This window comes from Ruegeria halocynthiae (genome assembly GCF_000743705.1).
Lineage (GTDB): Bacteria > Pseudomonadota > Alphaproteobacteria > Rhodobacterales > Rhodobacteraceae > Ruegeria > Ruegeria halocynthiae_B.
Map to the genome: position 1 here is coordinate 179875 of NZ_JQEZ01000003.1, position 11693 is coordinate 191567.

Here is an 11693-nt window from a genome sequence, read left to right on the forward strand (position 1 = left end):
GCCGGGGCCGGTCAGACCCGTTCCATGTTGTAGGTTCCGCGCACACCCGTGCCATACCGTTGCAGCGCGCCATCAGGGCCAACGGCGTTCGGGCGGTTGAAAATCCAGTTTTGCCAAGCGGTCAGTCGGCCGAAGATGCGGGTTTCCATGGTCTCTGGCCCGGCAAAACGAAGGTTAGCCTCCATTCCGGTCATAGCGTCCGGGCTGAACGAGGCGCGCTCTTCCTCGAAGATGCGGATTTCGTCCTCCCAGTCGATGTCGTCCAGGATCATCGTGACCAAACCCAGCTCGTTGGCCATTTCGGCTTCCAGCGCGGCGCCCTTTTCGGCTTCTGCTGCGCTTAGCGCCTCGGGCTCACCCAGAAAACGGGTTCCAAGCCGCGTCAGATCATTCCCCATCGGGAAGAGGCCAAAGTTCGCGTCAGTCAGCGTGATGGCCGCGGTCGGGCGGTTGTCGCCTTCAAACTCGTCCTCCATCATGTAAGTCCGATCGACGGCCCAAAGAAGCTCGGCCAGAACCCCGGTGAAGCAAGACCCGTGTTCGACCAGAGCGGACAGCGAACGTGATGTGACATCGACCCGTTTCAGCAGGCGCTTCCAGTATTTGAGCACCTCATTGGCCAGCCAGCTGTCCTTGTTGTTTATCAAAAGCGCTTCATGCGCCTGAACCTTTTCGGGGTCTCCCTGGCTGCGGAACACCAACAGGCCCAGCTCCATCTCGTTGAGACGCAGGTGCAGGATTGCGTCATCAAGCTCGCGCACAAGACGCAGCAAATATGCCTGATCCCCCTGCGCTGTGAATGCATCCATATCCGCAGGCGCATCGTCTTGCGGGCCATTGATCGTGATCGTGGCCTTGCGGGCATCGCGGTCAACGGACACTTCGACCAGGCTGTATGTGACCGAGCCATCTTTGCCGATCTTCTTGTCCAGCGGGCCAAGCGTGATCCCCCCCGCAACATCCGGCTTTGACGAACTGGTCGCAAATTCCCGAGCCCGCTGCTGCACGGTTTCGTCGAATTTCGAGTTTGGAATAACTTCGTCCACCAGCCGCCAGTCGACGGCCCGTTTGCCCTTCACACCCTCTTCGATCGAACAGAAGATATCTGCCAGATCCCGGCGCACTTTGCGCTTGTCCGTCACACGCGTCAGGCCGCCGGTTCCGGGGAGAACGGCCAAGAGCGGCACTTCGGGCAATGCAACAGACGAGGTGCTGTCATCGGTCAGCATGATATGGTTGCAGGCCAGCGCCAGCTCGTACCCGCCACCTGCGCAGGCGCCTTTGACGGCGGCTATATATTTCTGCCCGCTGTCATCCTCGGCCGCTTCGAATGTGTTTCGCGTCTCGTTCGTGAATTTACAGAAGTTCACCTTGTGACTGTGTTCCGCGCCGCCCAGCATGCGGATATTTGCACCCGCACAGAACACCTTTTCCTTGGCGGACTGCATCACGACCACTTTGACTTCGGGATGTTCGAACCGCATTCGCTGGACGATATCGGACAATTCAATGTCAACGCCCAGATCATACGAGTTGAGTTTCAGCTGATAGCCCTCAAACAACCCTGCATTCTCGTCGACATCCATGTAAAGATTGGCGATAGGCCCATCGTATTCTACACGCCAATGGCGGTACTTTGAGGGGTCGGTTTGAAAGTCAATGACCTTGGTCATGGGAAACTCCTGTAGGCTGATATGCATAATAATGCGGAATCGGGGTACGGTAAAGAAAAAGATGCATGATAATACATCTTTTTAAGATTATCGCAGTATTTCTGGGAATAATCCCATTTGAATTCTTCTTCTTGTGTATTTTATTGCATAATTTCTGAAGCGCAGCCCAACACGCGCCCACCGGCACGCTCGACAGCCTCACGGGCCAGATCACTGGACTGGGCCTCCAGACGCTGCGCCGCACGACCCATCCCCATCTTGGCCTTGAGCTTGGCATTCGCCTGTTGAATGACGGACTGAACCATCAGACGTTCGGGCGCGTTTGGTGGACAGGCCATCCAGACCGCTTCAAGAACCTCATGCGCCTCCCAGAAGAAACCTTCGCGCAGAAAAGCCTGACCATACGCCCAGGCCGGGGTTTCATTCAGGCGATGCGTGGGAACACCACAAAGACCGGTTTTCAGGTCCTCAAACATCCCTTCGGGGTGGCGTGGCGTTTGTCCGGGGACATAGGCATGGGGCGGACGCCACAAGATATCCGGGTCGGACCATACCGTATCAGAACTGCCACCCGGGTTGGTCATGCGCCTGCCCGCAGCTTGAAGCGTTGAATCTTACCGGTTGCGGTTTTGGGCAGATCATCGACCACATCCACCCAGCGGGGGTATTTCCACTTTCCGATCTTTTCCTTCACAAAGTCCTTCAGGTCAGTGATTGCCTCGCGGCTCTGACCCTCTTTCAGCACAACAAACGCCTTTGGTTTGTCCAGACCGTGTTCATCGGCATGCGCAACAATTGCCGCCTCAAGGATCGCCGGATGCTCGACCAGCGCCTGTTCGATCTCGAACGGGCTGACCCAGATGCCTGAAATCTTGAACATGTCGTCCGTTCTTCCGCAATAGACATAGCGGCCATCTGGCGTTCGTTCGTATTTGTCGCCCGTGCGCGTCCATTCCCCTTCGAAGGTTTCGCGCGATTTCTCGCGCCGGTTCCAATACCCCTCGGCGGCTGAAGGACCACGCACCAAAAGCTCGCCAACTTCGTTGTCGGCAACACTTTGGCCTTCTTCATCGACAAGACGCACGTCATAGCCGGGCACGGCTGTGCCGGAGGTGCCATAGACGATGTCACCGGGGCTGTTGGACAGGAAGATGTGCAGCATCTCGGTCGACCCGACACCATCCACGATTTCGACACCCATGCGTTCTTGCCATGCTTCGCCCACGTCACGCGGCAATGCCTCACCGGCGGACACACACAGCCTTAGGTTCGACTTGGGCCCGTTATCCACGCCATCGAGGCTGGCATTCATGGCCGCAAACAAGGTTGGAACGCCGTAGAAAACCGTCGGAGCATGTTCCCCGATAATGCCAAAAGCGGCGTCCGGGGTCGGGCGTCCGCCGAGCAGTATGGTGGTGGCTCCGGTTGACAGCGGGAAGGACATTCCGTTGCCAAGCCCGTAGGCAAAGAACAGCTTTGCCACCGAATAAACCACGTCATCTTGGCACATGCCCAGAACCTTGGCACCAAAGGTATCCGTTGTTGCCCTGAGGCTGGAATGGATGTGACGAACCCCTTTTGGCAAGCCGGTGGACCCGGACGAGTACAGCCAGAACGCCGTCTCGTCACCCCCGGCTTCAACCGCTTGCATGGGCGCGGCGCCTTCCACGAACCCGGCATAGCCGGTCGTGCTTTCCGGCGCGTCGCCGATCACGACGATGTTGCGCAAGAAGGCGTTGTCCCTGATAGCAGGTGCCACCGTCCCCCACAGTTCAGATGACACGACAAGCGTTGTGGCACGGCTGTCGTTCAGGATGGTTTCATAGACCGAAGTGGACAGAAGCGTGTTCAGGGGAACCGGGACGGCCCCGGTCTTGAGCGCGCCCCAGAACACGATGGGAAACTCGATCTGATCCAATACAATCATCGCCACGCGCTCTTCGCGCCGCACATCGCTGCGGATCAAGGCTCCGGCAAAACGGGCGCTGCCGTCGGCCAGTTGGCCATAGGTCAGATCGCGCTGCTGGCCATCCGCTTCACGAAAGGCGACTTTGTCGGCACGCCCCTCATCAATATGCCGGTCCACAAACCAAAGGGCCGCGTTGTGGTTTTCTGCCATTGGTTCCTCCTCCCGTCTTGGCGATTACTTGCCAGTGAATTCGATCGCCCCATCAGGCAGGAAATAAAGGATGTAAGCATCGCCGCCCTTAACAGTTGGGTGATGCTCCGAACCGGGTCCGTAAACATACCACCCTTCAGGTCTGTCATCGAAACGGGGCGCGCCTTCCAGCGGGAAGATCGCGCCAATCTCGCCGGTGGTATGGACATGGTGCGGGCCGCGAACGTCTTTCATCTGCACCACATCGACACTGAAGTTTCCGGCTATCATACCGGGCTTGACCGGGCGGCCGAATTTAATCCCACCTGCTTCGCGCGCCATCAGCCAACCATCCCTTTCCCCTTCGGCGCACAGGTTGCCCAGTGCTTTGAAGTCATCTGTCGAGGCCGAAAATTCCGTGTTCAGTTTAGCTTCCAAATCCGCATCCAGCGCATCATCTGCGATTGCACTGGCGATTTTGTCGACGAGTTGGATGAATTCCTGTTCCGGCATAGTGTGTTCCCTGGCGGTCTTATTTTGCGTTATAATGCATATTTTAGCGCTGCTTCACAACTATTTTTTAAGTTTTATGCATTTTTATGCAGAAAACTACCCAAAGGGGATCAAGAATAGGGTGATTGCGGGGAAGAGAACAAGCACTATAACGCGCACCAGGTCCGAGCCGACAAAGAAAAGCACGGCCTTGTATGTATCAAGCATCCGCGTACTGCGATCCATCGCGTTGATTACAAACAGATTCATTCCCACCGGCGGCGTGATCAATCCAACCTCGACCACGATCAGCACAAGAATGCCAAACCAGATGGCCGTCCGCTCCAGTGCGATCCGGTCCGCCATTCCCTGAGTGACGCGAATTCCGATTTCTTTTTGCAGATCCCTGCTGATTTCAGCACCGGAAGCGATCAGAGCTTCCACCTGCGCCCGTATGTCCGGTGCCAGATCGGCCGCCCCTGCCAGCGCAGTACGGGCTGCATCATGTTGCATTGCGATCAGATCGACCAATCCGAAATCCAGTACCGATATCACCGGAAAGAAGATCGGGATCGTCAGCAGGATCATACTCAGACTGTCCATGACACAGCCCAGAATCAGGTAGAAGATCAGAATAAGCGTGAGGATTGTCCACGGGCTGAAACCCTGATTCAGGACATAATTCGCCAGTTCCTGCGGCACGTTGGTCAATGCCAGAAACCCGTTATAGAAGCCCGCACCCAGAATGATGAAGAAGATCATCGCGGTGGATTTCGCGGTGACAATGAAACTTTCTTTGAGCGAACCCAAGGTCAGCCCGCCATTCACCAGCGCGATCAGCCCGGTTCCGGCAGCCCCGACTGCGGCCCCTTCGGTTGGCGTGAACCAACCGGCGTAAATGCCGCCGACGACGCCGCCGAAAACCAGCAGAACCGGCCAGACGTCAAACAGCAGTCGGAAGCGCTCGCGATATGGAATGGCCTCGCGCGTGCCCGCGCTGTTCGGATAAAGGCGCACATAAACTGATATGGCCAGAACGTATCCCAGCGCCGCCAGAATGCCCGGGATAAAAGCCGCCAAGAACAGTTTCGCAATGTTCTGCTCGGTCAAAATTGCGTAGATGACCAGAACAACCGAGGGCGGGATAAGGATGCCCAGCGTTCCGCCAGCGGCAAGTGTAGCGGTCGAAAACCCGCCAGCGTAGCCATACCGGCGCAATTCCGGCAGGGCCACGCGCCCCATGGTTGCTGCTGTCGCCAGCGATGACCCACAGATCGCGCCAAAACCAGCGCAGGCACCGACCGCAGCCATAGCGACACCGCCCTTGCGGTGACCCAGGAACCCTTCTGCGGCTTTGAACAAGGCCGTCGACATTCCCCCCAAAGTCGCGAAATGCCCCATCAGCAGGAACATCGGCACAATCGACAGCGAGTAGCTGGAGAAGGTGGTGTAAGTTTCGGACTTCAACCGCCCCAGAGGAATGTTGAAATTGCCGGTGACCATGAAGATGCCGACCAGCCCCGTCAGGAACATAGCCAATCCAATGGGCACGCGGATGAATATCAACAGAAGCAGCGCCGGAAAGGACAGCAACCCAATTGCCAGATCGCTCACAACAGAGTTTCCTTTCCCGTCACGCAATCACGAACGCGCGTGGCCGCAATGTAAAGCCCGACAATTGCGGCGACCGCCGCCGCAACCAGGCTGGCGGCATAGCCCCACCAGACTGGGAATTGCAAAATGAACGTGTTTTCACCAAATCGGAACTTCGACATCGTTCCCTGATACAACTGAACCGCGATCAGCAGCAGAACTGCGGCAAACAGAATCTCCGTCACCATGGACAGAAACCGGTTGATGCGGGGCGACAGGTTAGAGGTCAGGATATCCACGACAGCGTGTCCCGAAGTCAGCTGGCAAATCGGCAGAAAGGCAAAGATTGCAAAGGCGACTCCCGCCTCCACAATCTCAAAATCGCCGTTGATCGGGCCAATGCCCAACCCCAGAGCCCAACTTGAAAACCCGGGCATCACCTGCCCGAACCAGCCGTGAAGAATGGTGTTCATCGACCGGCCCAGCACAGACACACAGATCAGAATGATCAGACAGGTCAGAACTGCACCGCCCAGCAACGCCATGCCATAAGCCAGTCGTTCAACAATGCGGCGCATTCCGTCCCCCTAGACGATACACAGGCAGTATTATGTGTTCTGCCGCGCACGTCCAAAAGACCGCGCGGCAGATCGGTTCGGGCGAATTTAGCTGCCGTGTTCCGCCATAAGGGCCTTGGCGCGGTCGATCAGCGCCTGTCCGTCGATCCCCTTTTCGCTCATCTCTGCCAGCCATGCGTCATAGACCGGCTGGGAAGCAGTGGCCCAGACGGCGGATTGCTCTTCATCCAGGGTTACAATGTTGTTTCCCCGATCCAATGCGATTTCACGCGCGGGGTCATCGTTGGCTTGCTGAACCTCGCCTGCAAACACTGAAAATTCCAGGCCGGAATGCTGGTCCACCACGGCTTTCAGATCATCGGGCAGCGCGGCGTATTTGTCCTTGTTCATCGCCAGAACAAAGGTCACGGTATACATCATCGGCCCGCTGAATTCGGTATGGTTTTCAACCAGTTCCGGAACTTTCAACGCCTTGGTGACTTCCCATGGAATGGTCGTGCCATCGATCACGCCCTTAGACAGCGCCTCTGGGACGGCCGGAACCGGCATGCCAACAGGGGTGGCCCCCAAGGTGCTGAGCAATGCGTTCACCTGACGGGACGCGCCGCGGACTTTCATGCCGTTGAAATCATCGGGTGTGACGATCTCTTTGTTGGAGTGGATCACGCCGGGGCCGTGAACCCAACCGCCAAGGACTTTGACGTCGGAAAACTCACGCTCGGCAATATCTTCTTCCAGCAGGGTCCAGAAGGCAGCTGATGCCGGTTTTGCGTCGCTGACCAGGAACGGCAATTCAAAAACTTCGGTCGATGGGAAACGCCCCGGCGTATAGCCAATCACGTTCCAGGTGATGTCGATCACGCCATCAATAACCTGATCCAAAAGCTCTGGCGGCTTACCGCCCAGCTGCATCGAGGGGTAGCGGGTGATTTCGATGCGGCCATCTGAATCGGCCTCGATCTTGTCGGCCCAGACATCGATGATCTGTGCGGGAATGGTCGCCTGTGCCGGCAAGAAGCTTTGCAGGTTAAATTCATATTCCGCCGCTGTCGCGGTTGTACCCAGACTTAGGGCAACGGCGCTGAGCGCACCCATCACCTTTTTAGAGATGTACATGGTTTCCTCCTCCTCTGTCGCGTTGATGCGATTTAATGCATGTTGTGCAACATAATGCAACTTCTTTGTCTTTACATCCTCGGATCACCTACAAACCTTTGACACCATTAAGTGTAAGCCTTGCCACAAGGTCCGAGTATTCGCGCCTTTCGGTTTCGTTTGCACCACTGTTCCACATGTAGAACCAGTTCAGCATCCCAAAAACCGACATGGTTGCCGAGCGTAACTTTTCCTGATTCCCGGCAAACACATCGGGTGCAAGGTCGTTCAGAACTTCGGACAACAGCCGGACCATATCGCGCTGATAGCCACGCAATACGGTTTGCTGCTCGGGGGCGAGCAGCGGAATGCCCTCGGTCTGAATTTTGTGCTCGTTGTCCATACCTTCATAGGCCAAAAGAACCTCTGAAACGATCCGGTGCAGCTTTTCCCCCGCACTCAAGCCATCCAGCGGTAGTTCGCAGATTCGGCTGCGGAGCGCCGAAAGATATGTTTCCAGTATGTCGTACAGCAACGCATCCTTACTTTCATAGTAATGATAGATGTTCGCTTTGGAGATGCCGCATTCCCTGGCCACGTGATTCATCGACGCGCGTGCGACGCCTTCGCTGGCAAACACGGTGGCTGCCGTCTTCAGAATATGCCCCCGCTTTTCGCGGTGGTCTTTTGCAATCGTGCGTGCCACGGTCTACTCCTTGGGCCGATTGTCGATGACGCGCACGGCCTTCCCTTGGGACCGGGCCACGGTGCCGGGCATTTGCACATCGACCTGACAGCTGATCCCGACCATATCCTTGATGCGCTGGGTCAGGGCATTGCCGAGGGCTGATCGACCAACCTCGTCAACCGCGCTGCTATCGACCTCGACCATCACGCGCATCGCGTCCATGGGGCCAGCGCGGGCCAGTTCGATCTGATAATACAGGGCAAGGCCGCTGGTTGCCATGACCTGTTCTTCAATCTGTGTCGGAAAAACATTGACGCCCCGCAGGATGATCATGTCATCGGACCGGCCGGTGATCTTTTCCATCCGGCGCATACTGCGCGCGGTTCCAGGCAACAGCCGGGTCAAATCACGGGTGCGATAGCGGATCATCGGCATGCCTTCTTTGGTCAGGGTGGTAAAGACCAGCTCTCCCTCTTGCCCATCCTCCAGGACCTCGCCCGTTACCGGATCGACTATTTCGGGGTAGTAGTGATCTTCCCAGACATGGAGGCCGTCCTTGGTCTCGACACATTCGTTGGCGACGCCGGGTCCCATAATCTCTGACAGGCCGTAGATATCAACGGCGTGCATGTCAAAGGCGGCTTCGATTTCTTCCCGCATAGCGTTTGTCCAGGGTTCGGCACCGAACACACCCACCTGCAAGGGTGAGGTCCGGGGATCAACGCCGATCTTTTGGTACTGCTCAAGGATGTTGAGCATGTAGGACGGCGTTACCATGATGCCGCTGGGCCGGAAATCGGTGATCAGATTGACCTGCTTTTCGGTTTGCCCCCCACCCATAGGCACAACGGTCGCGCCAAGACGTTCGATGCCATAATGCGCACCCAAACCGCCTGTGAACAGGCCATAGCCATAGGCGTTGTGAATGATATCACCCTTGCGCAGACCTGCGGCACGCAGGCTGCGGGCCAGAGTGTCCGACCAGACGTCGATATCGTTACGGGTATAGACAACTACGGTTGGCTTTCCGGTTGTGCCGGACGAGGCATGGATACGAACTACCTGATCCTGTGGCACGGCGCGCAGGCCAAAGGGGTAATTGTCCCGCAGGTCGTCCTTGTACGTGAAAGGGAACTTCGCCAGATCACTGAGATCTTTGAGGTCATCGGGATGCACCCCGGCCTTGTCGAACCGGTTCCTGTACATCGGCACGTTCTCATAGGCATGTGACAGCGACCATTTCATCCGGCTTAGCTGGAGTGCTGCAATCTCATCCCGGCTGGCCGTTTCGATTGCGTCCAACTCATTCGGTTTCGGACCAAGATCCTTCATCCTTCCCCATCCCTCTCGTCGAAAAGCGTGCCGGGCACCGCGCGGGAGAACCCGCGAAATTCGGCAATCAACTCGTCGTTCTGATTTGTGACACGCACATCATAGATGCCGTTGCGGCCGTTCAGCGACACTTCGCGCGCTTTGGCCCGCAGGACATCGCCCAGCCGCCCCGGTGCAATGTAACTGATGACATTGTGCTGGGCGACGGTGGCCTGATTGCGGCTGTTGCAGGCAAAGGCAAAGGCGCTGTCGGCCAGTGAAAAGGTGATACCGCCATGGCAGATCCCATGCCCGTTGCAGTGATGCCGGGCGACCGCCAATTCCAGCGTGGCCTGCCCCTCGTCCACCTCGACAAGCGACATTCCCACCCATTGCGACGCTGCATCTTCGGACCACATCGCTTGTGCTGACGCTTCGGCTCTTTCCTTCGGGGTCATCTTAATGGCCTTTGAACGCCGGGGGCCGCTTTTCCAGAAACGCAGATACGCCTTCGGCATAATCCGCGCTTTCCCCACAGCGCTTCATCATATCGGCCTCCATCTCCAGGTGATCTGACAACGTGTCGGTCGCGGCGGCTTGAATGGCTTGTTTTGTCAATGCCAGCCCAAGCGTCGGTCCGCTGGCTAGTTGACCGGCCAGCTTGCGGGCCTCCGGCAGTAGATCTGCGTCCGGCAGGGACTTCCAGATCAAACCCCAGTCTTCTGCCTGTTTCGCCGTCAGCGGCTGCGCGGTCAGGGCCAAACCCTTTGCCCGGGCCTCGCCCAAAAGGCGCGGCAAATGCCAGCTGCCGCCAGTATCGGGGATCAGCCCGACCTTGGAAAAGGACTGAATGAACTTCGCGCTTTCAGCGGCCAAAACAATATCGCACGCCAACGACAAATTGGCCCCCGCACCCGCCGCGACGCCGTTGACGGCACAGACAACGGGACAGTCCAGCGAGCGGATCAACCGCACCAAGGGCGCATAGAATGTGCGTACCGTTACGCTCAGATCCGGCGGTCCGTCCAGCTTCGACGGATCACGGTCCCCCAGATCCTGCCCGGCGCAAAAGCCGCGCCCTGCCCCGGTCAACAGAACTGCGCGGGCCCCAGTGTCGCGGGCCGTTTCCAGTGCAGCGTACAGACCCCGATGCATTTCCTCATTGAAACTGTTGAGCCGCTCGGGGCGGTTCAGCGTGATCTCTGTCCAGTTCTCATGGGTATGTACAAGGATTGTCTCGGTCATGTCGGCGCGCGCTCTTGGGGACTTTAGTTGACGCTTGCATAAACCGACCGGTTGGTCAATGTTAAAGGATAAATCGATTCACCGAGAGGATTGGCAATGGGCCTTCTGGATGTAAGCAGCTTTGTTGGCGGAACCTGGATTGCCCCCGGCGATGGTGCGCGCGAGATCGAAAACGCTGTGACCGGCGAGATCATGGCGCGGGCCGGCAATTCCGCATTGGACACCGCCGCCATGCTGGCACATGCCCGCACCGTGGGGTCGAGTCCGGCTGAGTGCAGAATAGGGCGTTAAGCTCGGATTGGGCTTCTGTGATTGCGCTCAAGCCTCGTCTTCAGCGAGATATCGATAAATAGTGGCCTTAGAGAGGCTGTATTCAGCCATGAGGTCCTTGATTAAGGTGCCCTGCGCGCGTTTTGCGCGCAGTTCTACGATCTGATTGGTTGTAAGCGCAGGCCGCTTCCCAAACTGAACGCCTTGATCTTTAGCCTTCTTGATCCCGTCCATTTGGCGCTCGGCGCGGATTTCGGTTTCGAACTGACCGATGGCTCCCAGCATGTTGAATAGCAGTCGCCCGGTTGCGTCTGATGTGTCGATATTTTGATCAAGGACCACCAGATCAACGCCTTTGTCGCGCAGGGTCTCGGCGATCTGGCACAGGTGTAGAGTTGAGCGCGCCAATCGGTCGATGCGAGTCACGATCAGCTGGTCACCGTTCCGAACGTATCCCAGACACCGTTTGAGCTGAGGACGGGCATCGGTAGTGCCGCTGCGCTTTTCTTCGAACAGCTTGTCGCATTCGTTCAGCTTTTCCCGCTGTACATCTAATGATTGCCCGACTGAACTGACACGGGCGTATCCGACTTTGGCCATTGGGTCTCGAATAGATTAAGGGTTTTTGCGACAGCCATATTGAGACATTG

General features: G+C 57.2%; 13 protein-coding genes. 1 reads left to right on the forward strand and 12 read right to left on the reverse strand.

Annotation, left to right across the window (positions count from 1 at the left end; all coding sequences use genetic code 11):
- Nucleotides 1-11 precede the first annotated feature (11 nt).
- From boxC to paaG, 11 genes are all read right to left on the reverse strand, one after another.
- The gene (boxC, locus tag JT51_RS11675) at nucleotides 12-1673 is read right to left on the reverse strand and encodes a 2,3-epoxybenzoyl-CoA dihydrolase (protein ID WP_037314103.1); all 1662 of its coding nucleotides are present in this window, start codon (nucleotides 1671-1673) and stop codon (nucleotides 12-14) included.
- Nucleotides 1674-1813: 140 nt separating this feature from the next.
- Entirely contained in the window at nucleotides 1814-2257 is a 444-nt protein-coding gene (locus JT51_RS11680) for a DUF309 domain-containing protein (RefSeq protein WP_081894668.1), read from the reverse strand.
- The gene (locus JT51_RS11685; protein ID WP_037312657.1) at nucleotides 2254-3792 is read right to left on the reverse strand and encodes a benzoate-CoA ligase family protein; all 1539 of its coding nucleotides are present in this window, start codon (nucleotides 3790-3792) and stop codon (nucleotides 2254-2256) included. The genes JT51_RS11680 and JT51_RS11685 overlap by 4 nt, the downstream gene beginning before the upstream one ends.
- A gap of 24 nt (nucleotides 3793-3816) precedes the next feature.
- Nucleotides 3817-4284 carry a DUF4863 family protein gene (locus JT51_RS11690; RefSeq protein WP_037312660.1) on the reverse strand — a complete coding sequence of 156 codons (468 nt, stop codon included), beginning with the start codon at nucleotides 4282-4284 and terminating at the stop codon, nucleotides 3817-3819.
- A gap of 96 nt (nucleotides 4285-4380) precedes the next feature.
- Nucleotides 4381-5877 carry a TRAP transporter large permease gene (locus JT51_RS11695; RefSeq protein ID WP_037312662.1) on the reverse strand — a complete coding sequence of 499 codons (1497 nt, stop codon included), beginning with the start codon at nucleotides 5875-5877 and terminating at the stop codon, nucleotides 4381-4383.
- Entirely contained in the window at nucleotides 5874-6434 is a 561-nt protein-coding gene (locus tag JT51_RS11700; protein WP_037312663.1) for a TRAP transporter small permease, read from the reverse strand. Before JT51_RS11700 ends, JT51_RS11695 begins: the two co-directional genes overlap by 4 nt.
- Nucleotides 6435-6521: 87 nt before the next feature.
- Nucleotides 6522-7550, reverse strand: coding sequence for a TRAP transporter substrate-binding protein (locus JT51_RS11705; protein ID WP_037314108.1), 1029 nt, complete (start codon nucleotides 7548-7550; stop codon nucleotides 6522-6524).
- 88 nt (nucleotides 7551-7638) lie between these two features.
- A complete protein-coding gene (locus tag JT51_RS11710; protein ID WP_037312665.1) occupies nucleotides 7639-8235 on the reverse strand; it encodes a TetR/AcrR family transcriptional regulator in 597 nt (198 codons plus the stop codon).
- Nucleotides 8236-8238: 3 nt separating this feature from the next.
- On the reverse strand, nucleotides 8239-9549 hold the full coding sequence (paaK, locus tag JT51_RS11715) for a phenylacetate--CoA ligase PaaK (protein WP_037312667.1): 1311 nt from the start codon (nucleotides 9547-9549) through the stop codon (nucleotides 8239-8241).
- Complete coding sequence (gene paaI / locus JT51_RS11720) at nucleotides 9546-9986, reverse strand: hydroxyphenylacetyl-CoA thioesterase PaaI (RefSeq protein WP_037312669.1); 441 nt, start codon at nucleotides 9984-9986, stop codon at nucleotides 9546-9548. Before paaI ends, paaK begins: the two co-directional genes overlap by 4 nt.
- A gap of 1 nt (nucleotide 9987) precedes the next feature.
- Nucleotides 9988-10773 (reverse strand): 2-(1,2-epoxy-1,2-dihydrophenyl)acetyl-CoA isomerase PaaG, encoded by a 786-nt coding sequence (gene paaG, locus JT51_RS11725; RefSeq protein WP_037312671.1) that lies wholly within the window; start codon nucleotides 10771-10773, stop codon nucleotides 9988-9990.
- Nucleotides 10774-10869: 96 nt separating this feature from the next.
- On the opposite strand from paaG, the gene JT51_RS11730 reads away from it, so the two are divergent.
- Nucleotides 10870-11064 (forward strand): hypothetical protein, encoded by a 195-nt coding sequence (locus JT51_RS11730; protein WP_037312673.1) that lies wholly within the window; start codon nucleotides 10870-10872, stop codon nucleotides 11062-11064.
- Between the two features lie 27 nt (nucleotides 11065-11091).
- Here the strand turns inward: JT51_RS11730 and JT51_RS11735 are convergent, their stop codons facing one another.
- A complete protein-coding gene (locus tag JT51_RS11735; protein ID WP_037312675.1) occupies nucleotides 11092-11643 on the reverse strand; it encodes a recombinase family protein in 552 nt (183 codons plus the stop codon).
- Between the last annotated feature and the right edge of the window lie 50 nt (nucleotides 11644-11693).